This is a genomic window from Xanthomonas cannabis, assembly GCF_040616535.1.
GTDB lineage: Bacteria > Pseudomonadota > Gammaproteobacteria > Xanthomonadales > Xanthomonadaceae > Xanthomonas > Xanthomonas cannabis.
This window is the reverse complement of record NZ_CP136580.1, coordinates 797,431-821,822: the sequence shown is the minus strand read 5'-3', so window position 1 is coordinate 821,822 and position 24,392 is coordinate 797,431. Positions and strand designations below refer to the sequence as shown.

Annotated in this window: 17 protein-coding genes; 2 read left to right on the top strand and 15 right to left on the bottom strand. The window is 67.4% G+C overall.

Going from position 1 to position 24,392, the window contains the following annotated elements; genetic code table 11:
- Positions 1-5 precede the first annotated feature (5 nt).
- From rodA to RZV17_RS03410, 5 genes are all read right to left on the bottom strand, one after another.
- Positions 6-1,124: a rod shape-determining protein RodA gene (gene rodA / locus RZV17_RS03430; RefSeq protein WP_355607244.1), complete on the bottom strand. Its 1,119-nt coding sequence runs from the start codon at positions 1,122-1,124 to the stop codon at positions 6-8.
- Complete coding sequence (gene mrdA / locus RZV17_RS03425) at positions 1,121-3,181, bottom strand: penicillin-binding protein 2 (protein ID WP_355607241.1); 2,061 nt, start codon at positions 3,179-3,181, stop codon at positions 1,121-1,123. The genes rodA and mrdA overlap by 4 nt, the downstream gene beginning before the upstream one ends.
- Positions 3,182-3,184: 3 nt before the next feature.
- The gene (mreD, locus tag RZV17_RS03420) at positions 3,185-3,670 is read right to left on the bottom strand and encodes a rod shape-determining protein MreD (RefSeq protein ID WP_039404324.1); all 486 of its coding nucleotides are present in this window, start codon (positions 3,668-3,670) and stop codon (positions 3,185-3,187) included.
- Positions 3,667-4,893 carry a rod shape-determining protein MreC gene (gene mreC / locus RZV17_RS03415; RefSeq protein ID WP_355607238.1) on the bottom strand — a complete coding sequence of 409 codons (1,227 nt, stop codon included), beginning with the start codon at positions 4,891-4,893 and terminating at the stop codon, positions 3,667-3,669. The genes mreD and mreC overlap by 4 nt, the downstream gene beginning before the upstream one ends.
- 173 nt (positions 4,894-5,066) lie before the next feature.
- Positions 5,067-6,113 carry a rod shape-determining protein gene (locus RZV17_RS03410; protein WP_010368259.1) on the bottom strand — a complete coding sequence of 349 codons (1,047 nt, stop codon included), beginning with the start codon at positions 6,111-6,113 and terminating at the stop codon, positions 5,067-5,069.
- 277 nt (positions 6,114-6,390) lie between these two features.
- On the opposite strand from RZV17_RS03410, the gene RZV17_RS03405 reads away from it, so the two are divergent.
- Both RZV17_RS03405 and RZV17_RS03400 read left to right on the top strand, forming a co-directional pair.
- The gene (locus RZV17_RS03405) at positions 6,391-7,323 is read left to right on the top strand and encodes a carbohydrate kinase family protein (RefSeq protein WP_039564127.1); all 933 of its coding nucleotides are present in this window, start codon (positions 6,391-6,393) and stop codon (positions 7,321-7,323) included.
- Positions 7,324-7,618: 295 nt separating this feature from the next.
- Positions 7,619-9,592, top strand: a complete 1,974-nt coding sequence (locus RZV17_RS03400) for a sigma-54-dependent Fis family transcriptional regulator (RefSeq protein ID WP_039404313.1) — start codon at positions 7,619-7,621, stop codon at positions 9,590-9,592.
- Positions 9,593-9,703: 111 nt separating this feature from the next.
- On the opposite strand, the gene RZV17_RS03395 is transcribed toward RZV17_RS03400, so the two are convergent.
- From RZV17_RS03395 to RZV17_RS03350, 10 genes are all read right to left on the bottom strand, one after another.
- Positions 9,704-12,025 carry a TonB-dependent receptor domain-containing protein gene (locus RZV17_RS03395; protein ID WP_355609156.1) on the bottom strand — a complete coding sequence of 774 codons (2,322 nt, stop codon included), beginning with the start codon at positions 12,023-12,025 and terminating at the stop codon, positions 9,704-9,706.
- 121 nt (positions 12,026-12,146) lie between these two features.
- Positions 12,147-13,253, bottom strand: a complete 1,107-nt coding sequence (locus tag RZV17_RS03390; RefSeq protein WP_104579155.1) for an S-(hydroxymethyl)glutathione dehydrogenase/class III alcohol dehydrogenase — start codon at positions 13,251-13,253, stop codon at positions 12,147-12,149.
- A 35-nt stretch (positions 13,254-13,288) separates the two neighbouring features.
- A complete protein-coding gene (locus RZV17_RS03385; protein WP_355607234.1) occupies positions 13,289-14,356 on the bottom strand; it encodes a beta-propeller fold lactonase family protein in 1,068 nt (355 codons plus the stop codon).
- Positions 14,353-15,015 carry a cytochrome c gene (locus RZV17_RS03380; RefSeq protein ID WP_184383973.1) on the bottom strand — a complete coding sequence of 221 codons (663 nt, stop codon included), beginning with the start codon at positions 15,013-15,015 and terminating at the stop codon, positions 14,353-14,355. The genes RZV17_RS03385 and RZV17_RS03380 overlap by 4 nt, the downstream gene beginning before the upstream one ends.
- Before the next feature lie 25 nt (positions 15,016-15,040).
- Positions 15,041-16,816 carry a quinoprotein dehydrogenase-associated putative ABC transporter substrate-binding protein gene (locus RZV17_RS03375; RefSeq protein ID WP_355607230.1) on the bottom strand — a complete coding sequence of 592 codons (1,776 nt, stop codon included), beginning with the start codon at positions 16,814-16,816 and terminating at the stop codon, positions 15,041-15,043.
- Entirely contained in the window at positions 16,813-18,834 is a 2,022-nt protein-coding gene (locus RZV17_RS03370; RefSeq protein ID WP_355607227.1) for a methanol/ethanol family PQQ-dependent dehydrogenase, read from the bottom strand. The genes RZV17_RS03375 and RZV17_RS03370 overlap by 4 nt, the downstream gene beginning before the upstream one ends.
- Before the next feature lie 899 nt (positions 18,835-19,733).
- Entirely contained in the window at positions 19,734-20,363 is a 630-nt protein-coding gene (locus tag RZV17_RS03365) for an HAD family hydrolase (RefSeq protein ID WP_355607224.1), read from the bottom strand.
- A gap of 3 nt (positions 20,364-20,366) precedes the next feature.
- On the bottom strand, positions 20,367-21,086 hold the full coding sequence (locus tag RZV17_RS03360; RefSeq protein WP_166752522.1) for a hypothetical protein: 720 nt from the start codon (positions 21,084-21,086) through the stop codon (positions 20,367-20,369).
- A gap of 215 nt (positions 21,087-21,301) precedes the next feature.
- Complete coding sequence (locus RZV17_RS03355; protein WP_355609153.1) at positions 21,302-23,251, bottom strand: M1 family metallopeptidase; 1,950 nt, start codon at positions 23,249-23,251, stop codon at positions 21,302-21,304.
- 129 nt (positions 23,252-23,380) lie between these two features.
- Positions 23,381-24,271, bottom strand: coding sequence for a GGDEF domain-containing protein (locus tag RZV17_RS03350; protein WP_047697202.1), 891 nt, complete (start codon positions 24,269-24,271; stop codon positions 23,381-23,383).
- Positions 24,272-24,392 lie beyond the last annotated feature (121 nt).

Here is a 24,392-nt window from a genome sequence, read left to right as displayed (position 1 = left end):
CCGCATCAATACCCGTGCACCGGCCGGTGCGTCTTGACCGCCATCACCAGCCCAAGGCCGGCCAGCAGCGACACCGCCGAGGTGCCGCCGTAACTCATCAGCGGCATCGGCACGCCCACCACCGGCAACAGGCCGGAGATCATGCCGCCGTTGACCAGCACGTAGACGAAGAACGCCAGGCCGGTGGCGCCGGCGACCAGGCGCGAATAGGTGTCGCGCGCCTGCGAGGCGATCCACAGGCAGCGGCCGATGACGATGAGATACAGGGTGAGCACGGTGGCCACGCCGATCCAGCCGAATTCTTCGCTGAGCACCGAGAACGCAAAGTCGGTGGTCTGTTCGGGAATGAAGTTCAGATGCGATTGCGAGCCCAGCCCCCATCCCTTGCCATCCAGCCCGCCAGAACCAATCGCGATCTTGGACTGGATGATGTTCCAGCCGGCACCGAGCGCGTCGTTTTCCGGGTTGAGGAACATCATGATGCGGTCCTTCTGGTACGGGCGCAGCAGCCAGAACCAGGCCACCGGCGCCGCCGCCGAGACACCGCCCACGCCCACCGCCACCCACCACCACGGCAGGCCGGCCAGCAGCAGCACGAAGACGCCGCTGGCGGCGATCAGCACGCCGGTGCCGAAGTCCGGCTGCAGCATGATCAGCGCGGTGGGCACGCCGATGATCATGCAGGTGACCAGCACGGTGGAGATGCGCGGCGGCAGCGGCATGCGGTGCAGATACCAGGCCGCCATCATCGGCAGGCTGATCTTGAGCAACTCGGCCGGCTGCAGATAGAACACCTTCAGGTCCAGCCACTGGCGGCCGTATTTACCCGTACCCAGCGCGAATACCGCCAGCAACGGCAGCATCGACAGGCCGTACACCCACGGCGTCCAGGCACGCAGGCGCAGCACCGACATGCGCGAGATACCCCACATCGCGGCCACGCCGATGGCAAAGCGCACGCCTTGCGCCATCACCAGGTGATCGCCATTGGCAGCGCCGCCGGCGCTCTTGAGCACTGACAGGCCGATCACCATCAATGCACCCAGCGCCAGGCACAGCACCCAGTCCAGGCTGCGCGTGAAGCGCGCGGCCATGTCCACCAGCCAGCGCAGGATGTCAGTCAATGGTCGGTCTCCTGCACCGCGTCCGGCACGTCCGGCACCACCGGTTGCGCGGGCGTGTTGGGGTCCAGCGCAACGGCGGCCTGGCCGATCACCACCGGCAGCTCGTCCAGCGTGGCGGCGGCCGCGTCGCCGGCTGCGCGCGCGTCGGTGGCGCCGGCTTCGAACTGGTTGATGCCCACCGCGGTCATGCCCAGCTCGCTGTCCAGCGGCAGGATGCCGGCCGGCATCTTGCCCAGCAGCCAGGCGTCGAAGATCTTGCGTGCGATCGGCGCCGCCGAGCTGGTGCCGAAACCGCCGCCCTCCACTGCCACCGCCACCGCGATGACCGGGTTGTCGGCCGGTGCGAAACCCACGAACAGGCCACGGTGACGCAGATGCAACGGCAGGCTGCGCGGGTCCACCGCTGCCACGCCCTTGCGGCTGACCACCTGTGCGGTACCGGTCTTGCCGGCCATCTGATACGGCGCGCCGGGGGTGATGGCGTAGCCGGTGCCGCCCGGGCGCATGGTGTCCATCATGCCCTCGCGCACCACCTGCAGATGCGCCGCGCTCGGGCTGATCGGCTTGCCCGGCGGCTGGATCATCGGCTGCCAGGGGTGATCGAAGCCGGTGCGCTGCTCCAGCACCAGGTGCGGGCGCAGCAGCAGGCCACTGGCGATACCCGAGACGCCGCGCACCAGCTGCAGCGGGGTCACCTTCCAGTCGCCCTGGCCGATGGCGATGTTGACGGTGTCGCCCGGGTACCAGCGTTCCTTGCGGGTCTTGTACTTGTAGGCCGGCGACGGCAGGATGCCGCCGATCTCGCCCAGCAGGTCCACCCCGGTGGGCGCGCCAAAGCCGTATTCGGCCATGTAGTGGTCGAAGCGCTCGATGCCCATGTCCACCGCCAGACGGTAGTAATAGGTATTGACCGACTGGGCGATGGACTTGCGCAGGTCGGTCCAGCCGTGCCCGCCGCGGTGCGAATCGCCCCAGCCGCGGCTGACGCCGGGCAGGTAGAACATGCCGGTGGACAGCACGCGGTCTTCCGGCCGGCGCAGGCCGCTGTCCAGGCCGGCCAGCGCGATCAGCGGCTTGAGCGTGGAGCCTGGCGCCACGCCCCCCAGCACCAGCCGGTTGAACTGCGGCCGCGACGGATTGTCGTTGAGCATCTTGAAATCGGTATGCGAGATGCCGTTGACGAACAGGTTGGGGTCGTAGCTGGGCAGGCTGACCATGCCCAGGATCTGGCCGGTGCGCGGGTCCATGGCAATGGCCGCACCTTCGTGCTCGCCGAACGCGGCCACCATCGCGCGCTGCAGGTCGGCATCCACCGACAGGCGCAGGTCGGCACCGGATTGCGGCGCGACCCGACCGACAGTGCGGATCGCCCGCCCCTGCACATTGGTTTCGACCTGCTCGTAACCGACCTGCCCACGCAGGTCCTGCTCGTAGTAGCGCTCCAGGCCGGACTTGCCCATGTGGGTGAGCGCGGCATTGCCCTCGCCCAGCACCGCCAGGTCCTTCTCGTCGATGCGGCCGACGTAGCCGATGATGTGCGCGAACAGCGGGCCGTACGGGTAGCGCCGGGTCAGGTACGGCTCCAGCTCCACACCGGGGAAGCGCCAGCGCTCCACCGCAAAGCGCGCCATTTCCTCATCGCTCATGCGCAGCTTGAGCGTGACCGGCAGGAAGCTGCGGCGAGCCTTGCGCTCGCGGTTGAAGCGTTCCAGATCCTCCGGCGCGATCGGGATCACCTTGCCCAGCGCGGCCAGCATGGCGTCCATGTCGGCCACCTTGTCCGGGGTCACGTCCAGACGAAAGGCCGGCACGTTTTCGGCCAGCAGCCGGCCGGTGCGGTCGTAGATCATGCCGCGCCCGGGCACCACCGGCTTGGGCTTGATGCGGTTGGCCTCCGAGCGGGTGGCGTAGACCTCGTGGTCGAGCACCTGCAGCTTGAAATACCAGCCGCCCAGCCCGACCAGGCAGATCACCACCATCACAAAGCCCAGCACCGCGCGACGACGGAACTGCTCGGCCTCGGCGTGCGGGTTCTTGGGCTGGCGACGGCCGTGCATGGGCTACTTCTTGCTCCGCTTGCCCAGCCGCACCGCATCCAGCAACACGAACAGCGGCGGCCACAGCGCCATGCCCAGCAGCGGCGCCCACCAGTAACTCCACGGCAGGGTCGGCTCGCCGACTGCCAGATGGACCGCCGAGGAGACGATGCGGTCGTTGAGCAGCAGCCCACCGATCGCCAGCGCCTGCTGCGACACCGGGAAGAAGCGCATCCGCGCGCGGAAGCGCTGCAGGATGAAGGTCATGATCACCAGCCGCAGCGCCTGCTCGCCGAGCAGCCCGCCGTACAGCAGGTCGGCCAGCACGCCGGCCACGAAGGCCACGCCCAATCCAACCCGGTCCGGCTCCTCGATCACCCAGTAGGCCAGCACCAGCGCCAGCCAGTACGGACGCAACGGCTGCACCACGGCCGGCAACGGCAGCAGCCCCAGCACCAGCGCGATGAAGATGCTGGCCGGCAGGATCCAGGTGTTGCGCATGCGGGTCATTGGTCCGTCTCCGTTGGAGACGGACGGGACTGGGGAGTCGGGAATCGGGAATCGGTAGGAGCGGTGCTCTGCGGCGGTGAGGCGCGGTTGCCACCCTGCTGTGGAGCCGGGCGGGAATCGGGAGTCTGGTTTCTGGCGAGGTTCGACGCGAAAGGAGCGGCGGGCACATTGGCCTGACGGCTGGACGCCGGCGCGCCTGTCGTCGGACGTGCCGGATCGATCACTGCATTGGAAACCCCGCCCGCCGACGGACGCGCTGCTGCGCTCATCGGCGCGTTCGCTGGCCCGGTAGTGGCAGCGGGCACCGCGTTGTTGTTGCTGTTGCTGTTGCTGTTGCCATTCCCGATTCCCGACTCCCCATTCCCCATTCCCGGCACCACCCGCAGCGGCTTGCCCGCGCGCAGCAACAGCACATCGCGGCCACGATCGAGCTTGGCTGCCGGGGTGAGTTCGCCGACCAGGAAGGCGTGGGTGTCGTCGGGATGCAGCTCAGAGACCTTGCCGACCGGGAAGCCGGCCGGGAAGCGGCCGCCCAGGCCGGAGGTGACGATCTCATCGCCCACCTGCACGCCGGCGCTCAACGGGATGTCGCGCAGTTCCAGGCGGTCGCCGCGACCGTAGACGATCAGGCGCACGCCGTTGCGCGCCACGCTGACCGGCACCGCATGGTCGGGGTCGGTGAGCAGCAGCACGGTGGAATGCAGCGGAGTCACTTCGATCACCTGCCCCATCAGGCCGCCGGCATCGATCACCGCCTGGCCCATCAGCACGCCGTCGCGGCTGCCGGCATCCAGCAGCAGGCGCTGCCGGGTGGGGTCCAGGTCGATATCCAGGATCGGCGCCAGCTGCACGTCCAGGCCGCGGCGCTCGGCCACGTTGAGCAGTTCGCGCAGCTGCGCGTTGTCCAGCGCAGCGGTCTGCAGCCGGGTCAGGCGCGCGTTGGCCACCAACAGCTGATTGCGCAGGTCGCGGGTTTCTTCCACCAGTTGCGCATGGGTGGCGGCGTTGTCGCGCACCTGCGAGCCGATCCGCCCTGGCAACCCGGCCACCGCCCAGATCGGCTGGATCAGCAGATTGGCCTGCAGGCGCACCTGGCTCAGCCAGCCCCCGCGACTATCGAGCGCGATCAGGGTGATCGCCAGCACCAGATAGACCAGCAGCCGCAGCGTGGAGGTGACTTCGCCCGGGCGGGAGGCGACGGGAGGACCGGCGTAGGAGGGCACTTTCAGGGCCGGGATTGGAGATTCGGGAGTGGGGATTCGGGGAGCATTTGGCTGGCCCCGAGACGAATGCGGCTAAACACGTGAATCAGCGGGACTGCGCGGCAGTCCCGCCGGGCCGTAGGCAGGAACCGCCTTTGCGAATCCCCAATGCCGACTCCCGAATCCCGAACGCATCACTCCGGCGCGAAGAACTCATTGCCATGCATGTCCACCAACTCCAGCGCACGACCACCGCCGCGGGCCACGCAGGTGAGCGGGTCGTCGGCCACCTGCACGTGCAGGCCGGTTTCTTCGGAGATCAGGCGGTCCAGGTCGCGCAGCAGCGCGCCGCCGCCGGTGAGCACGATGCCGCGCTCGGCCACGTCGGCACACAGTTCCGGCGGGGTCTGCTCTAGTGCCAGCTTGACCGCGGAGACAATGCCCGACAGCGGCTCGTGCAGCGCTTCGAGCACTTCGTTGGAGTTGATCTTGATCATCTTCGGCACGCCCTCGGCGAGGTTGCGGCCGGAGATTTCCATCTCCTGCACCTCGTCCTGCGGGTAGGCGCAGCCGATCTGCAACTTGATGCGCTCGGCGGTGGCTTCGCCGATCAGCATGCCGTGGTTGCGGCGCACGTAATTGGTGATCGACTCATCGAAGCGGTCGCCGCCCACACGCACCGACTGCGAATACACGATGCCGTTGAGCGAGATCACCGCCACTTCGGTGGTGCCGCCGCCGATGTCGATGACCATCGAGCCGCGCGCCTCGGTCACCGGCATGCCGGCGCCGATCGCGGCAGCCATGGGTTCTTCGATCAGGTACACATCACGCGCACCGGCCTCTTCCGCGGATTCCTTGATGGCGCGGCGCTCTACCTGGGTGGAGCCGGCCGGCACGCACACCAGCACGCGCGGGCTGGGGCGCAGGACGCGCGACTTGTGCACCTTCTTGATGAAGTGCTTCAGCATTGCCTCGGTGTAGGTGAAATCGGCGATGACGCCGTCCTTCATCGGGCGGATGGTGGTGATGTGACCAGGCGTGCGGCCAAGCATCTGCTTGGCCTCAGCGCCGACCGCCGCCACCGAACGCGTGCCGCCGATTGCGCGGTCCTGACGCACCGCCACCACCGATGGCTCGTTCAGCACGATGCCCTGCCCGCGCACGTAGATCAGCGTATTGGCCGTGCCCAGATCGATGGACAGGTCGTTGGAGAACATGCCGCGCAGTTTCTTGAACATCGAGGGAGTTGGTCCTGGGTAAGTCGCGCGCCCGGCCGCCAGCGTGGCGAAATTTTGGGCAGAAAACGAAGTCGGCTAGCCTAGCAATCCCCCCCGGGGTGAGCAAGGAAAAATCGGATCTGCCGGCCCGGTTTTCATGTGCCGGTCACGCCGGCCATGGCACGCGGTTGTGGCCCTGATCGGTCGCAGCCGTTACCCTTTGCGCCGCGGCGTTGCTGCCGTCCCGCTGCCATGCCCGGCAACTGGCGGGTATTTCCTTACGCAAAGGCCTGACTCGATGTCCGCACTGATCTGTGGTTCCCTCGCCTACGACACCATCATGGTGTTCCCGGACCAGTTCAAGAACCACATCCTGCCGGACAAGGTGCACATCCTGAATGTGTCGTTCCTGGTCCCGCGCATGCGCCGCGAGTTCGGCGGCTGCGCCGGCAACATCGCCTACAACCTGCACCTGCTGGGTGGCGCACCGATTCCGATGGGCACCGTGGGCCAGGATTTCGGCCCGTACCGCGAACATTTCGAGATGCTCGGCATCGACCTGTCGCGGGTGAAGATCATCGACGACCTGTTCACCCCGCAGGCCTTCATCACCACCGACCACGACAACAACCAGATCACCGCCTTCCATCCGGGCGCGATGATGCGCAGCTACGAAAACCACGTGAAGGACGTGCCGGGCGTGACCCTGGGCCTGGTCGGCCCGGACGGGCGCGAAGGCATGATCCAGAACGCCGAAGAGTTCGCTGCCGGCGGCATCCCCTTCATCTTCGACCCGGGCCAGGCGATGCCGTTGTTCAACGGCCCGGAGCTGCGCCAGTTCATCGAGCAGGCCGACTACGTGGTGGTCAACGATTACGAGTCCAACCTGCTGCAGGAACGCACCGGCTGGGACGAGAAGGACATCGTGTCCCGTGTGCAGGCCTACATCACCACGCAAGGCCCGAAGGGCGCGCTGGTGCATACGCCGGAAAAAACCTACGACATTCCGCCGGCGCACGAACGCCGCGTGGTCGACCCCACCGGCTGCGGCGACGCGTTCCGCGCCGGCCTGATCTACGGCATCCAGCACAACTACGATTGGCTGACGATCGGGCGCATGGGCAACCTGATGGGCGCGCTGAAGGTGGAACACCCCGGCACCCAGAACCAGCGCTTCGACTTCGCCGAGTTCAACGACCAGTTCAAGCAACAGTTCGGCTACGCGCTCTGACGCCCCCTTCGCCCTTCTCCCACCGAGAGAAGGTGCCCCGCAGGGGCGGATGAGGGTACGGGCGAAGCCTCGCGCAGTTCGAGAACTCGGGCGCTACGCGCGCCGTACCCTCACCCCAACCCCTCTCCCGACGGGAGAGGGGCTTTATGCCGACATCGCGGCGGCGACATCGGCAGCGACATCGGCAGCGACATCGGCAGCGGCAGCGGCAGCGCACTTTGCTGCAACGCAGTTTGAGCATGGGGACGATTTGTGTCTCTACTGCCGCCTCGCGTCCATTGAGGAACGCTGGGCCATGTCCGAGCCAAGCGTTGTCGCCGCCGCTTCCACCGCCCCGCCCCAGATCGAGCCGGATGTCCTCAGGCAGACCCGGCGGCTGCGCGATATCGCGTCGCTGGCGGCGCCGTTGTCGCGCTCGTGGCGGCGCTGCCTGGACGACTACGCGCTGCTGCCCGAGGCCACGCCCGAGCCCCTGGTGCACGACGCGCTGCACGTACGCGAGCGCCAGCAACGCCTGGGCGAGGTGCTGCGCATCGCCCGGGTGGAGATGGAAAACCTCTACGAGCAGATTGCCGGCAGCGGGTATGCGGTGATCTTCGGCGATGCCGAGGCCACCGTGCTGCACAGCGTGCACGACTCCACCCTGCTGCGCGAGTTCCGCCAGGCCGGCCTGTTCTGCGGCGCCAGCTGGGCCGAGTGCCACCAAGGCACCAATGGCCTGGGCACCTGCGCGGCCGAGCGCACTGCGGTGAGCGTGCATCGTGGCGAACATTATCTGACCCGGCATCTGCCGCTGTCGTGCAGCGGGGCGCCGATTCTGGACCCGCATGGCGGACTGCTGGCCGTGCTGGATGCGTCCACCCCCAATGCGCAGGACAGCAAGCAGATCCAGCGGCACACCGTGGCCCTGGTAAGCATGTCGGCCGCGCAGATCTCGCGTTCGCATTTCCTCAACCAGTTCGGCCATGCCTTCATCCTGCGCTTTCACAGCCGTCCCGAATTTGCCGGACTGTTGCACGAGGCATTGATCGCGATCGGCGCCGATGGCCGCGTGCTGGCCGTCAACGAAGCGGTGCTGGAGCAATTGGGCAAACTCGACCGCAGCCAGCTGGTCGGCCGCGATATCTCGCAGGTGATGCAGCTGGATTTCGATACGCTGGAACATCGTGCCGGCAGCGACGCGGGCACGCTGTGGTCGATCCGCTGCGCCTGCCACGGGCGGCGGTTCTACGCGCTGGTGCGCCCGCCCCGCTCGCGCCCGGCCATGCCATCGGTGGGCGCCGCCGCGCAGGTGGCGCCGGAGGGCGAACAGCCGCCGGGCGAACATGTGGGCTCGGACCCGCGCATGCGCCACAACCTGGCCAATGCATTGAAGTTGGCCGCGCATCGCGTCTCGATCCTGCTGCGTGGCGACACCGGCACCGGCAAGGAAGAATTTGCCAAGGCTGTCCATCGCGGCTCGCCGTGGGCCGGTGGCGCGTTCGTGGCGATCAACTGTGCGGCGATCCCCGAGGCATTGATCGAAAGCGAGTTGTTCGGCTATGCGCGCGGCGCATTCACCGATGCGGCGCGCGAAGGCCGGCATGGCAAATTGCTGCAGGCCAGCGGCGGCACCCTGTTTCTCGATGAAATCGGCGACATGCCGCTGCCGTTGCAGAGCCGCCTGCTGCGCGTGCTGGAAGAACAATGCGTTACCCCGCTCGGCAGCGAGCGCGCGGTGCCGCTGGAGCTGCATGTGATCAGCGCCAGCCATCGCGATCTGGCGCAACGCGTGGCCGCTGGCGAATTTCGCGAGGACCTGTATTACCGCCTCAACGGCGTGGTGCTGCACTTGCCGCCCTTGCGCGAGCGCAGCGACAAGGCCGAGTTGATCCGCACCCTGCTGCGCGAAGAGAACCCAGAGCACAGCGTGCGCATCAGCGAAGAAGCCATGCACACCCTGCTCAGCTACGCCTGGCCCGGCAATCTGCGCCAACTGCGCAATGTGTTGCGCACCGCGGCGGTGCTGTGCAGCGACGGGGTGATCCGGCTACCGAACCTGCCGCAGGAAATCGTCGACGCCGGCAGCGCACCGTGCCTGGTCGACGGGCGCGCGGTGGCCGCCGACGACATGCCCGGCCGCGTCGCACTCGACCAGGCCGAACGCCTGGTGCTGCAACAACAACTCGAACGCCACCGCTGGAATGTCAGCCGCACCGCCGACGCGCTGGGAATCAGCCGCAATACGCTGTATCGCAAGCTGCGCAAGCACGGCCTCGATACCGGGTGAATGAGGGGCTGGGATTGGGGATTGGGGATTGGGGATTCGTCAACACCAGCGCAGCGGCGGTGCTGGCCTTCGATGTTGCGAATCCCTAATGCCCAATCCCCAATCCCGGCTTCAAAACGCCCACCGCACCCCGATCACGTACTGCCTCGGCACCCCGGGCGCCAGGAAGCGTGCCGGTCCGGTTTCCACCGGCGCGTCCTGCGGGCGGGCGAGTTCGCCGTCGGGGAACACGTCTTCAGCCACGGCGGCATAGGTGGCGTACTGGCGATCGAACAGGTTGTCGATGCGTGCGAAGACCGCTACCCGCGCGGTGACGGCCCAGCGCGCCTGCAGATCGACCAGCGCGTAGCCGGCGGTGCCGATGTCGATGCGCTCTGGCGCGGCCTCACCCTCCTGCGCGTTGTCGACCTGGCCATCTTCGTTGCCGCTGGCCACGCGCCCGGACACCGCACGCACGCCGGCGCCCAGTGTCAGCGCGTCGCGTTGCCAGTCCACCCCGAGCTTGAGCTGGTGCCTTGGCAGCGCGGCGATCCGTAAACCGGGCCGCAGGGTGATCACACGCTCGCCGGACAACAGTTCGCCGTCGCTGCGATAGGTGGCGTCCAGATAGCTGTACCCGGCCGACCACTGCCAAGCGCCGCTGCGCAGCGCCAGCGCGACATCGGCGCCCTGGTAGCGGGTACGGCCCACGTTGTCGAAGTAGCCCAGCTGGGTCTCCGGCGCGCGCAGGAACAGGATGTCGTCGCGATTGTCGGCGCGGTACACCGACACGGTGGCGTTGCTGTCGGCCGACGGCGCCCAGCGCGCGCCCAGTTCGTAGGTGCGCGACACGATCTGCTCCAGGCGCGGGTCGGCCTGCAGGCCGGTCGGCAGCCGGCATGGCTGGGTGGGGTCGGCGCAGCCCAGCTCGATCGCCGTGGGCGCACGCGTGTTCTGCGCGACCGAGCCGTACACCGTCAGCCCGGACTCCAGCCGGTGGGTGAGCCCCAGCGAGGGATTGGCCTTGGCATAGACGAAGCGCTCCCGCGCGCGGTCGCCGTCTTCTGCGGTGGACAGGATGTTGTCCACCACCACGCGGTTCCAGCGCACCGCCGCGGTGAGGTGGGTGGCAGCGTCCAGCTCCCAGGTATCGGCGACGAACGCGCCGAGCGTCTTGGAGCTGCCGCGCACGCCGGAGAAGAACGCCCGCTCTGCAGCCGGATCGGCCACCACCGAACGGTCCGGTTGCACCCAGCCCTCGCGGGCGAACTGCCGATACCGCACATGGCCGCGGTCGAAGGTAACGCCGGTGGTGAGCGCATGTGCGCCCCATTGCGTGCTCAGGTTGAGCGCAACGCCTTGTGCTTCCTGACGCATCTGGGTGGTATTGAGCGCGCCGGTGGGCAAGGCATCGGCATCGGCGCGCGCAACATCGCATTCGGCATCCAGCGCGCTGCCGTCGGCGGCGTAGCCAGAGGCGCATTCTTCCACGAACTCTTCGTAGTCTTCGCCGATATCGCCATTGACAGTGTCGCGACGACCCACGCGCGAATAGGCCAGCGCGTGCAACGCGGTGTCTTCATCGAAACGGTGGTCCAGCTGCGCGGTCAGCAGCGTATTGCGATTGCGGGTGAGATCGGGCGAGGTGTACACCGAACGCCGATCGGCGCGGTACAAGCCAGGCGCCGGCCCTTCGTCGGTGTAGCGCGTATCGGGCAGCAGCCCGTTGCCGATCAGACGGCTGCGGCCATGCAGCAGCGACAGGCTCCAGTCGGTCTGCTCGCCCTGCCTGCCCAGCTTGCCGAACAGCGTGCCGAGCCGCCCCTCGGAGGCATCGCGCCAGCCATTTTCATCGAACCCGGTCACCGCCACAAAGCCATGCCAGCCATCGGCGCCAGCGACGCCGTAACTGGCATCCAGCCGCTTGCGCGCGCCGCTGCCGCTGCTCACTTCGCCCTGCAACCCGGGCGCGGTCAGCCCGGACGCGGTGGACAGCACCACCGCGCCGCCGAGCGTATTCGGCCCGAACAAGGGGTTGGAGCCGGGCATCAGCGTCACCGCAGTGATCGCCGATTCGGGCAGCATGTCCCAACTGACGATGTCGGCAAACGGTTCGTTGACGCGCACGCCATCCAGATACACCGACACGCCCTGCGATGCGCCCGGCAAGGCGGAGGCGCGAAAACCATGGAAGGTGAGATCGTTCTGGAACGCGCTGCCTTGCACGTCGTTGCCGTCCACACCCACGAAGCGCCGCTGCAATAGATCGCTCAAGTTGTTGCTGCGCCCGCGCGACAGCTCGGCATTGGTCGCCGACTGCACCATGTACGGCAATTGCGCCGCATCGATGGTGGTGCCGGGGATGGGCGTGGCGGTGACTTCGATACGGTCCAGCCAGGTCACCTGCGGGGTATCGTCGGCAAGGACGTTGCCGATCGTGCTACTGCACAGCAGCGCTGCGCAGGCGCAGGCCAAGCGCTGCTTTCGTGGCGCGTTGCATCGATGTTGTGCAGCGCGAGGTCGCGGTGTCCTGCAATGAACCAGCACCTGGTGGGTCGACGTCATGTCGTCTCCTTCAATAAAGCACGATCGATTTGATGCCGCGCGCTGCGCGCAGATCCGCCAGCGCCTGATTGATGTCCTCCAGCGCCAGCCTGCGGGTGATCAGCGGTGCCAGCTGGATGTCGCCCTGCAGATAGCGCTCGACATAGCCGGGCAATTCGCTGCGCCCCTTCACCCCGCCGAATGCACTGCCGCGCCAGACCCGCCCGGTGACCAACTGGAACGGACGGGTGCTGATTTCCTGTGCGTCGTCGGCGACGCCGAGGATGACGCTCTCGCCCCAGCCCTTGTGGCAGCACTCCAGCGCCGCGCGCATCGCCGCGACGTCGCCCACGCACGCGAAACTGTGGTCGGCGCCGCCATCGGTGAGGTCCACGATCACCTGCTGGATGGGTGCACCGTAGTCGCGCGGGTCCAGGCAATCGGTGGCGCCCAACGCGCGCGCCAGTGCGAACTTGCCCGGGTCGATATCCACCGCGACGATGCGCCCGGCCTGCGCCAGCACCGCGCCCTGGATCACCGACAAGCCGATGCCGCCCAAGCCGAACACCGCCACGCAATCGCCGGGGCGCACATGCGCGCTGTTGAGCACCGCGCCCACCCCGGTGGTGACCGTGCAGCCCAGCAGGCAGACCTGGTCCAGCGGCGCGTCGGGGTGGATGCGTGCCACCGCAATCTCCGGCAGCACGGTGTATTGGGAAAACGTGCTGGTGCCCATGTGATGCAGGATGGGCCGGCCGTTCAACGAAAACCGGCTGCTGCCATCGGGCATCAGGCCGCGTTCCTGGCTGCTGCGGATCGCCTGGCACAGGTTGGTGCGGCCGGAGCGGCAGAACTTGCACACGCCGCATTCGGGCATGTACAGCGGGATGACGTGATCGCCGGCGCGCACGCTGGTGACGCCGATGCCGACCTCTTCGACGATACCCGCGCCCTCCTGGCCCAGGATCGCCGGGAAGCTGCTCGCGCGGCCATGTACCAATGCATGCGCGTCGCCATGACAGACACCGGTGGCGACCAGGCGCACCAGCACCTCGCCGGGACGCGGCGGCTGCAGGTCCACCTCCTCGATGGTCAGCGGCTGATGCGGACCCCAGGCCACCGCAGCGCGTGTCTTCATCCCGCCTCCCCGGCGCGCGTCGGCATGGCCGCCGCTCAGCGCGCGATGACCACGCCCCACGGCAGTTCGCCGACGGGGATCTGTTTGCGTTCGCGCAGGCTGGCGGTGTCGATCACGCTCACCGTGTTGGAGCGCCCGTTGGCCACGTAGAGCTTGTCGCCGGCTGGGGTGAGCGCCGGATTCCAGGGCCGCAGCCCGACCGGGATCTCGGCCACGCTGCGCCCGCTCTGCGTGTCGATCACGCTGACCGTGCCGGCACCGCCGTTGGACGCGTACAGCCGCGTGCCATCGCCCGACAAGGCGACCCCGGCGGTGCGCACGCCGGCCGGCAGACTGGCGCGGCGGGTGCGGGTCTGCAGGTCGATCACGTCCACCACGTTGGCGGTCTCCTGCGCGATGTAGACGCTGCGCCCGTCCGGGGCGAACGCCATGCCGCGCGGATGCCCGCTGGTAGCCACCACGCCACGCGACCGGTGCGTGGCCAGCTCGATCATGTCCATGTCGCTGGAACCCTCGTTGCTGGTGAGCAGCCACTGCCCATCGGGCGTATACGCGCAGTGCTCCGGTGCCTGCCCGCGCGTGGCGATCACCTGCTGCACGCGGAACTGCGCGGCATCGATCAGCATCACCTGGTTCTGCCCTTCCACGCACACGGCAAACTGCTTGCCATCGGGCGACAGCGCGATGCCCTCGGCGTTTTCTCCGATGTCGACCTGACGCAGCACCGCATCCCTGGCGGTGTCCAGTTCGATCAAGCGGTGGTGCTCGGCATCGATCAGGTACAGATGCCCCTGCGGGCCGGGCAACACCTGCTGCAGCCGCTTGCCGAGCTGGCCCTGCGCGCTGAGCGTGCGCACCACCGTGTCGGTGCCGGTATCGATCACCGACACCGTGCCGCTGCGCTGGTTGGGCACATAGGCAACGACCGGTGCGGGTGCAGGCGCAGGTGCGGCGTCTACCGGAGCAGGCGACGCACCGGCAGCCGCCGCCGGCACTGCCGCATCGCGCTGGCAGCCGGCCAACGCCAGCAGTGCGCCCACCGCAACCACGGTGCAGCGGCGCTGCCAGCTTGCGCACGCCGTTCGCAGCGGGCCATGCTTCATTGCGGCTTGCCTGCGGTCTTGTTGATCGAATGGATGAAGGCCAGCAGTTTTTCGGTGTCGCCCGGCTTGAGCACCGGTGCGAACGGCGGCATCTGGCCGACCACCTTTTCGTGCCCGATGCGGGTCTTGCCGTGGGTGATCATCGCGGCAGTGCCCTCGCTGATGAGCGCGCGCAAGGTGTCGTCGTCGCTGCCATACACCCAGATGTCGTTGGTCAGCGGCGGGCACATGCCGCCGCCACCGGTGCCGCCATGGCAGGCATTGCAGCCGGCAGAGAAATAGATCTTCTTGCCTTCGGCCACCAGCTCCGGGGTGACCTTGACCTCGGGTCCCTTCGGAATCGGCACCACGGTGGCCGGCGGTGCCGGCGGGGTGGACGGGTCCGGTGCGGGTCCGGCAGCGAGGTTGGGCATGGCAGGCGAGGCGCCCGCTGGCGGGGGCGCTGCGGGCGTGGCCGCGGGGGCCGCCGGTGCCGACGCGCCGGCGGCCGGTGCAGGTGCCGGATCGGCTGCGGGGGCCGGCGGAGACTCCTTGCCGCATGCGGCCAGCAGCGCGCCAAGCAGCAACGCGCACAACGGAGCGCGGACGGAACGATCGATACAACCCACGGTGGACTTGCGCATGAACGAACCTTTCTGATCGGAGGGAACGCCGCGCACCCCGTGCACGCGGCGGGTGATGCAGTCATCTGCGCACTGGGCGCCTGGCGTCGGTCAACAGCGTGGCCAATGCGGTGTCGCCACGTGCCTGCGCCAGTGCCACGGCCGTCTTGCCGTCGCGATTGCGTGCGGCCGGGTCTGCGCCGGCGGCCAGCAGACGCGTGGCAACGTCCTGGCGTCCGGCCGCGGCGGCCAGCATCAGGGCGGTGACACCTGCATCATTGGCATGCCGCACATCGGCACCGCGTGCCAGCAGGGCATCGAGAATGGCCGGGTCATCGCGCGCCACGGCGAACATCAGCGGGGTGAATCCGCTGGCATTGGCGCGCTGCACGTTTGCCCCGGCTGCCAGCAACGCCTGCACCACGCCGACATCCGCATACGACACCGCCAGATCCAGCGCACTCCAGCCATCGCCGGAGACGGTGTCGACACGCGCGCGTTTGCCCAACAGCCGGCCGACACTGTCGGCATCGTTGGCCCAGGCGGCCTTCATCAGCGCAGTCCAGCCACTGGCATCGCGCGTCTCCAGCTGCGCACCGGCGTCCAGCAACAGGCCCACCAGGTCCGGCTCCTGATTGCGGATGGCCTGGTGCAGCGGCGGCTCACCGAGCAGGTTGGGGGTGTTGGCATCGGCACCATGCCGCAGCAACCACGCTGCACGCACGGCATCGCCGCCATCCAGCGCATGCGCCAGTTCCTGGTTCGGGTCGGCACCGCCTGCGATGCGCAGCTGCAATTGCGCCAGGTCCTGCGAGGACGCGGCAGGACTCGGTGCAGGCGATGCGGGGGCCGGCGTGGCGTATGGCCCGTGCGAGGGCAGCGTGCCGGTGACCACGCAGTCCTCGCAGCGCACCAGTGGCACGTGATAGCTGCGCAGGATGTCGGCGATCTTGGCGGCGTTGTCCTGCAGCGCGGTGTTCAACGCATCGCGCAAGGCCGCATTCTTGCGCGACACCGCCCAGGCCATCGAGTATTCCAGCACCGCATCGTCGATGGTGTTCAACGGCACCACGCCCAGCCCGCTGCGCGCCGCGTAATAGCCGGCCACCGGGCCCCAGGATTCGGCCGCATCCAATGCATTGGCAGCCACCCGCTCGACCAGCTTGCCGGGGTGTTCTTCCGGTGCAGTGGCCGAGTCGTAGAACAGGTACTGCACCTCACCGCTGACGCCGTGTTCGTACAGCGCCTGGCGCGCCGGCGAACTCTGGAACACGCCCAGCCGCAGCTTCTTCAGTGCGGGGTCGTCCAGCGAGGTCGGTACCAGGCTCAGGCCTTTGCGCGTCACCAGCACATAGGCCGAGCGATACACCGGGCGCGTGGTCAGCCCCTGCTCGAAGTCGCTGTTGAGATCCATCAACAGATCGCAGCGACCCGCGTTGATCGTGCTGCGGGCCAGCCCGCGCTGGTAATAGGTGCGCCACTCGTATTCCAGCCGCCGGCCCATGGCAGCGGCCACCACCTGCGCAATCTTGTTCTGGAAGCCTTCGCCGGCCTGGTTGGACAACGGCATGTTGCCCGGGTCTGCACACACCCGCAGCACCGTTGGATCGGGCGTGGGCGGCGGCGCAGACACCGACGCTGCGGTGGATGCCGGTGGCGCGGTGGGTGCCGGCACCGCGGCCGGCACCGCACCGGAATCAGAAACGCGAGCCGTCGGTGAAGACGGCCCGCGTGTGCAACCTACGGCGACGAGTCCGAGGCTGCAAACCAGCAGCACCGTGTGCAGGTGCGCGGTCATGCCGCGCACGCCGGCAGGCATCTGCCGACATGCGCGTCCAACGCCGTGCGTGGAGCTCATCGTGCCGTCTTCGCTGCTGCGTTGGCGGTACCGCCGCCCCCGGCCGCTGCGGTGGCCGTCGTGGTGGTCGACACGGTCTTGCCGGCGCCATCCAGGCGGAAGGTATGCACCATGCCGCCAAGCGGAATCTTGTCGAAGCCCGCCCCGAACGCCAGCCCGGCCGCACCCAGTGCGCCATACGGGTCACTCGGATCCAACCCCGCTGCGACCGGCAGGCCGATCCAGCCACCGATGCCGGAGAACACCGCCACATACTGGTGGCCGTTGGCCTTGTAGGCGATCGGGTTGCCGATGATGCCGGACGGCAGCTTCATCTCCCACAGCTTCTTGCCGGTGTCCTTGTCCACCGCGCGGAACCAGCCATCCAGCGTGCCGTAGAACACCAGCCCGCCATCGGTGACCAGGGTGCCGCTCCACACCGGGAACTTCTCCTTGATCTCCCACTTGGACTTGCCCTCCACCACGTCGAACGCCTTGACGATGCCCAGCGCACCCGGCTCGTTCGGTTTCATCATCACGTTGGCGAACACGTACGGCAGGCCCATCATGGTATTGCCGCGCTCCTGCGGCTCCAGCTCCATGTGCCAGTTGTTGGTGCCGCAGAAAAACACCGCCGCGTTGGCCGGGTCCACCGAGCACGGTTGTTGGTCCTTGCCACCCATCGCCGAGGGGAACGCCTGCACTTTCTTGCCGCGTTCCAGCGGCGAATGCGCCGCCACCTTGACCGGGCGGCCGGTCTTCATGTCGATGCGTTCGGCCCAGTTGGCCGGCACGAATTTATGCGCGCGCAACAACGTGCCGTCGCGACGATCGAGCACATAGGCAAACCCGTTGCGATCGAACTGCACCACCGACGGAACCTGCTTGCCGTCGATGGTGAGGTCCACCAGGATCGGCTCGTTGATGCCGTCGTAATCCCATTGGTCGAACGGTGTCTTCTGATAGCCCCACACCGCTTCGCCGGTATCGATCTTGCGTGCGAACAGGGTCATCGACCACTTGTTGTCATGCTCGCCGTTGTTGCATTCCTCGTGCGTGGTCTTGCCGCAGCGGTACGACGGGCTCCACAGGCCGGGATTGCCGGTGCCGTAGTAGACCAGCTTCAACTTCGGGTCGTAGCTGTACCAGCCCCAGGCCGCGCCGCCACCGCGCTTCCACTCGTCGTTGGGAAAGGTCTTCACCCCGAGATCGCCGAGCTGGCCATGCTGCGGATTGGCCTTGTTGAAATCCGGGCCCAGGCAGATGGCCTTGTCGGTGCCGGCCGCATCGCAGGACCAGGCCTGCTTGCCGTCGGACAGGTTGTAGGCGGCCACGCGCCCGAGCACGCCGAACTCGTTGCCGCTGATGCCGGCGACCACTTTGCCATCGGCGATGATCGGCGCCATGGTGATGGTTTCGCCCTTGTCCGGGTGCGCGAGTTTCTGCTTCCACACTTCCTTGCCGGTCTTGGCATCGAGCGCAATCACATCGCCGCTGAGGCTGCCGAACACCAGCTTGCCATCGGCATACGAGGTGCCGCGGTTGACCGTGTCGCAGCACGCCACCGCCACCGAGCGTTCATCCTGTTGCGGGGTGTACTTCCACAGCACCTTGCCGCCATCGTCCTGTGCTGCGAGGTCGATGGCAAACACATTGTTCGGGTACGCACTGACCATGTACATGATGCTGCCGATCACCAGCGGCTGGCCTTCGTGGCCGCGCGTGGCGTCGGTTTTCATCTCCCACGACATCTTCAGATTCTTGACGTTGTCGCGATTGATCTCGGCCAGCGGGCTATGCCGGGTCAGCGCAAAGTCGCGCCCCACGCCGCCCCAGTTGTCTGCATTGCTGGCGTTGGCGGTGAATTCGCCATCGGTGTCGACCACGGCGGCGGCCGGCGTCGCGGCGGGTGCGGCGGCAGGTGCGGGCGGTGCGGTATCGGCAGCCGGCGTGTCTTTCTTGCAACCGGCCAACACGGTGCTCAGCGCAAGCATCAGCAGCGCCGAGCTGCCGATGCGGCGACAGGAAGATTGGTGCATATGCGTCTACCCCTCTCGGTGAAGAATCCAATCGAACGAAGAGCCACGCGCGTTTGCTGCGCAGCGACGGCGCACACGGTGGGTACCGGGAGACGACAGAGCACAGTGCGTGCCAGCGCACTGTTGCGTCGCAGCACCTTGCAGTGGCAGCGCGTTGCGCATGCGTGGTTGCCGCGGCACGCCAGGTGTCACGCATTTGGCACAGTTTGCGCCGGGCGTGCTGTCGCGCTGGTGGAGCACTGCGTGCGGTTGGGTGAAGGTGTGGCGCTATTGCGGTGCCCAGGCACGTGCGCAGGATCGTTGGAAAGTGTTGCCTGCCTTCGCCCGCTGGGAGACCAAGCACGATGAAGGATGAGAGCGGGCATTGGACGGTTGGAGACGGTGCACTGCTCACGACGATGCACGCATCGCGCAGCGTCGTTGCGCGATGCACTGAGGATGTGCCGACGGCGCGAGGATGTGCCGACCGCGCCTGGGCCGTACCCCGTACCCTCACCCCAACCCCTCTCCCGCGGGGAGAGGGGCTAGCACCTTGCTGAGCGCTCTAGCACTTTGCTAAGCGCTCTAGCACTTTGCTAAGCGCCGGAGCTTGCTCTTGTTCTGCTCACCAGTAGCAACGCTACCGCTTTCAATCACCACATCAGACGCCTCCCTTCTCCCACCGGGAGAAGGTGCCCGAAGGGCGGATGAGGGCAGGTGTTCTGCAGAAACTCAATACAGTGCGCGCTGTGCAGCACAGCGCTGCAACACGGTGCCGCAGATTGACCGATCGCAGCCTGCCAAACCCATGCCGCAAGGCGCGCGGCAGTGGATTAGCGAGCTGCGTCGGCGCGACGTCGGGTCAACCCAATGCGCGAGCGCCAAACGATATGCCGCCGTGCCAAGTGAAGACAGCGAAACTACCGACCAGCGCGGGCCTGCCAGTGCTGTAACAGGTCAGCGCAATCGCGCAGGCGCCAATCGGCCAGGCCAGGCCAGGGATCGCCCGGGGTGTTGACCAGCACGGTGCCTGCGCCGGCGGCGCGGCCACAGGCCAGGTCGTTGTGATGGTCGCCGACCATCAGCAGTGCCGCGGCGCTCACTGCCCAGCGCCGCTGGAAATAGCGCAGGCCATCGGGCGCGGGTTTGGGTGCCGCTTCGTCACGGCCGACGATGTCGTCCGGCGCAAAGGCATCGGCCAGACCGATCGCCTCCAATGTCACCTGCGCCAGGCTGCGTGCGTTGCGGGTCAGCAAGCCCAGCCGGCAGCCATCGGCCTGCAGCGCGCGCACCAGCTGCTGCGCACCGGGCGCAGGGCGTGCAGCCTCTGCCAGGGCACGCTCGTGCTCCAGCAACCAGGCATGCTTGGCCTGCGACTCATTGGCCGGCAATGCAGCCAGGTGATGCAGGATGTCCGCGTCGGGCGGGATCTCCAGCGCGCGTCGGATCAATGCAAAATCGTGCACCGGCTCGGTCAGCGTGCCATCCATGTCGAACACCCAATGCCGGCAGGCAGACAGCGGCAGGCGTGCGGCAATCGCGCCGTCCATGGGTTATTTCCAGCCCGGCATCTGGGTGGTGTCCAGCCCGCCCACCTCGAATTCCGCGGTCCGCGTGCCGCCTGCCTTGACCGGGAAGGCGATGCTGATGCGCTTGGCGTTGCGCACCAGCTTCCACAGCGCCTTGTCGTCGTCGATGAACATGGCGATCGCTTCATCGGTATCCGGGCGATGCGCCGCCATCGCGCGTGGCGCGCCGCCGTCGGTCGCAACCTGCACCTTGCAGCCAGCGTAGCAATTGAAGTCGCCGGCCTTGAGCACGAGATAGCTGTGGCGCTTCCACTGCGGATGATCGCGGAACACCAGGCTGACCGGCTTTGGCCCGCTGCCATCCACATCCACGCGTTCCTTGGCCTCGATCATCGCCGAGCGCTGGGTGCCGCCCTTGGCCGGCACCTGCGAGTACTGCCACAGCGCCTGCATGCGGCGCAGTTCGCGCGCCTGCTCGCCCTTGGCCTTGATGTCGGCATAGCCGGGCTCGATGCGTGTGGCGGCTGCAGTGCCGGCATAGCCTTCGAGCAAGGCGGCGCCGTGGGCGCGCGCCATGTCCCAGTTCTGCGCCTTGACCGCCTCGTCGTATTGCTTGGCAAGCGCATCGGCCTGGGTCTCCTTGGCCTGCGCCTGTGCAGTTTCCTGCGCCTTGCGTTGCGCCTCGCGGTCGGTGCAGGCAGTCAGGGCCGCGACGCACAGGGCCGCGCTCAGCAGATACTTCATCGTCGACTCCGGAATGCATGAAAAGCAGCGGCAACGATACCAGCCCGCCCGCATGACCCGCGATCAACCGCCGCACACCGTAGGAGCGCACCCGGGCGTGACGGGGTTTTACCGGGAAAGCCCTGTCGCGCCCGGGTGCGCTCCTACGAGGGCGGTTGCAGGCACGATGCGGCGATGGAAGCGACGGAGGGCGTCTGCGACGCCCTCCGCTGCCATTACGGCTGCGTCGGCGCAGTCGCCTTGGCCTTGGCGATCATCTCGGTCACCGACGCAGTGGTGATCGGGTGGTAACCCGGCTTGGCCTTTTCGAACGCCTGTTCGGCAAACGCAATGCCATCCGGGGTCTTCAACAGTTCCGTATAGATCGGCAGCACCAGCTTGCGACGGCCGACGCGCTCGATGAACTCACCGGCGGCCGGGCGCGCCTCGGTATAGCCGCTGCGGATCGCCAGCGGATACCAGCGCATGGCGATCTCGCCATTGGGCGTGCCGGTGAAGTGATACGCCTCATCCAGCTGCTTGAGCTGCTCGGGCTTCAAGGTGGCGCCCATGCCGCTGAGGAAATGCACCCATTCCTGCGTGCCCCATTCGCCGGTGACCTGCTTGCTGGGCAGCGTGCCGCTGCCGCTCCAGGCGATGCGTGCGGTGTCCACGATGGAGAAGCTGCGCGAGCGCGCCTTTGCGGCGAACGCCGGAATGCCCGGCTGTTTCAGCCAGGCATCCACTTCGGCGGCGCTCACCGTGTTGGGATGCTTGTCCAACAGATTTTTCTTGAGGTAATCGACGAACTGGTCGGTGGTGGCGCTCTGGAACGCATGATCGTCGAACCAGCCACGCAGGAACGGGTCGAACACCTCGCGGCCGAAACGCTGCTCCAGGAACTGCAGGAACCACGCACCCTTGACGTAGGCCACCTGGCTCAAGGCGTCGTCGGGGTCGCGTTGCGCCAGCGGCGGCAACTCCAGCACCTGGTCGGCCGGCGGCATGTCCTTTACTTCCGCCAGCAGATCGCCCTGGTCGATCTCGCGCTCCATCTCGGCCATCTCCGTGCCGTACAACGCTTCGGTGATGCGGCCCTGCACATAGGTGGTGAAGCCTTCGTTGAGCCAGATGTCCTTCCAGCTGGCGTTGGTCACCAGGTTGCCGGACCAGCTGTGCGCCAGTTCGTGCGCCACCAACGACACCAGCGACTTGTCGCCGACGATCACGGTCGGCGTGGCGAAGGTCAGGCGCGGATTTTCCATGCCACCGAACGGGAACGACGGTGGCAGCACCAGCATGTCGTAACGGCCCCAGCGATACGGGCCATAGAGTTTTTCCGCAGCACCGATCATCTTCTCGGTGTCTTCGAACTCCTTGGCAGCCTTGTCGGCCATCGCCGGTTCGGCCCACACGCCCGAGCGTGCGGAAATCGGCTTGAACACCACATCGCCGGCGGCGATCGCCAGCAGATAGGACGGAATCGGCTCGGGCATCTTGAAGCTGTAATCGCCGTCGCGCGCGGCCTTGGGGTCGTTGTCGGCGCTCATCAGTACCATCACGTCCGGACGCGAGGTGACATGCGCGCTATAGGTGAAGCGCACGCTCGGGGTGTCCTGCAGCGGCACCCAGCTGCGTGCGTGGATCGCCTGCGACTGGCTGAACATGAAAGGCAGCTGCTTGCCTTCGGTCATGGCCGGCTCCAGCCACTGCAGGCCCGAGGCGGTGGGCGCGGTGTGATAGGTGATCACGACCTTGCCCGGCTGGTTCGGCGCTTCGATGGTGAGCTTGCTGCCAAAGGTCTTGTCGGCCGGCGCCAGTGCGAATTGCAGCGGCGACAGACCGCCCTTGCCATCGTCGGCCTGCACCTGCGCAATGCTCAGCTCGCGCGTGTCCAGCACCAGCTGCTTGCCGGCCTCGTCCTTCCACTGCAGCGTGTAGGTGGCGGTGCCGCCGATCTGCCTGGCATCGAAGTCCAGCTTCAGGTCCAGCGCCAGGTCCTTGATGACCACCAGCTGCGGCTGGGCGTAGGAGCTCTCGTCGTGGGTGCGGGCGTCTGCTTTCACGGGGGCCTTGGCAGTGGCGGCCGGTGCGGCGGTGGTGGCAGCCGGCGGCGTGGACTCATTGGAACAGCCGGCCAGTGCGAGGGACACGGCCAGGGACAGCGACAGGGAAGTGAAGCGCATCGACAGCACCGCAGCGAGGGAATTGGCCATTTTAGCGCTCCAGGCCACGGCCTGCCCGTGCCGCCGGGTACGGGCGCGCAGCCGACAGCCTGCGCTTGCTCACGGTCAGCGCTGCCGCGTCGCCGGCGCTCAGGTCACCGGATGGCTGCGCGGGGTGTCGTGGCCATCGCGCACCAGCCGCCGCCCACCGGAGAACTTGGCGCGGTACATCGCCGCGTCCGCGCGCCGATACAGTTCGGTGGCGTCCAGCCCCTGTTCGCAGACCGCGCTACCGGCGCTCAGATGCAGCGGCGCTTCATCGCCGTCTTCGCGTTCAAGCATCGACAGCCACTGATTGAGCTTGAGCGTGGCTTCGTCTTCGCTGGCATGCACGCCGATCAGGAATTCATCGCCGCCCCAGCGCCCGATCCAGTCCTGCGCGCCCAGCCAGCCATAGGCCGATTCCACCAGCCGCACCAGCACGCGGTCGCCGGCCAGATGCCCGAAGCGGTCGTTGATCGGCTTGAGGTTGTCCATGTCCAGCACGAACAACACGAACGGCCAGCCTTCGCGCTGCGAGGCGGCGACCGAATCGCGCATGGCCTGTTCGCAACCGCGCCGGTTCAACGCTTCGGTCAGCGGGTCGAACAGCGCATGCTTCCTGAGATCGCGCATGCCCGCGTCGATGCCACGCAGACTGCGGTTGATGCCGCGCAGCAGCCGGCCAAGTTCGTCGTCGCCATGCTCGGGCAGGCTGGGCAGACGTTGGTCGGCGTAGTAGGTGTCCAGCGCGTCGGCGGCGATGCGCAACGGGGCAAGCAGGCGATACAGCGCCGAGAGCGTCAGCGCGGTGCCTGCCAAGGTGGCCAGCAAGGCCACGATGATCACCGACCACAACGGGCGGCCTTCCAGCTCGCTCTGCGAGGCCAGCCAGGCGATCAACAACAGCAGCGGCAGGTGGATCCCGATGAAGGTCACCGCCAGCAACTTGGCGCTGAAGGAACGGGGAAACACGCGCGAGAGCCCGGCGTACAAGCGCATCCAACTCTCCGGCAAAGGGGCGCCTAGTGTCGCCGACAGTCGGTGGAGCCAACGCGACGAACGTCCCAGAAATCCGCTGGTGCGCACACCTGTGCAAGCAACCAGGGCGCGCCAAGCGAAC

Excerpts from the sequence above, each read along its gene's own strand:
- mrdA (WP_355607241.1), bottom strand. The coding sequence starts at position 3,181 with ATGCACGGCCGTCGCCAGCCCAAGAACCCGCACGCCGAGGCCGAGCAG.
- mreD (WP_039404324.1), bottom strand. The coding sequence starts at position 3,670 with ATGACCCGCATGCGCAACACCTGGATCCTGCCGGCCAGCATCTTCATC.
- RZV17_RS03410 (WP_010368259.1), bottom strand. The coding sequence starts at position 6,113 with ATGTTCAAGAAACTGCGCGGCATGTTCTCCAACGACCTGTCCATCGAT.
- RZV17_RS03405 (WP_039564127.1), top strand. The coding sequence starts at position 6,391 with ATGTCCGCACTGATCTGTGGTTCCCTCGCCTACGACACCATCATGGTG.
- RZV17_RS03400 (WP_039404313.1), top strand. The coding sequence starts at position 7,619 with ATGTCCGAGCCAAGCGTTGTCGCCGCCGCTTCCACCGCCCCGCCCCAG.
- RZV17_RS03390 (WP_104579155.1), bottom strand. The coding sequence starts at position 13,253 with ATGAAGACACGCGCTGCGGTGGCCTGGGGTCCGCATCAGCCGCTGACC.
- RZV17_RS03385 (WP_355607234.1), bottom strand. The coding sequence starts at position 14,356 with ATGAAGCATGGCCCGCTGCGAACGGCGTGCGCAAGCTGGCAGCGCCGC.
- RZV17_RS03375 (WP_355607230.1), bottom strand. The coding sequence starts at position 16,816 with ATGAGCTCCACGCACGGCGTTGGACGCGCATGTCGGCAGATGCCTGCC.
- RZV17_RS03370 (WP_355607227.1), bottom strand. The coding sequence starts at position 18,834 with ATGCACCAATCTTCCTGTCGCCGCATCGGCAGCTCGGCGCTGCTGATG.
- RZV17_RS03365 (WP_355607224.1), bottom strand. The coding sequence starts at position 20,363 with ATGGACGGCGCGATTGCCGCACGCCTGCCGCTGTCTGCCTGCCGGCAT.
- RZV17_RS03360 (WP_166752522.1), bottom strand. The coding sequence starts at position 21,086 with ATGAAGTATCTGCTGAGCGCGGCCCTGTGCGTCGCGGCCCTGACTGCC.
- RZV17_RS03355 (WP_355609153.1), bottom strand. The coding sequence starts at position 23,251 with ATGCGCTTCACTTCCCTGTCGCTGTCCCTGGCCGTGTCCCTCGCACTG.
- RZV17_RS03350 (WP_047697202.1), bottom strand. The coding sequence starts at position 24,271 with ATGCGCTTGTACGCCGGGCTCTCGCGCGTGTTTCCCCGTTCCTTCAGC.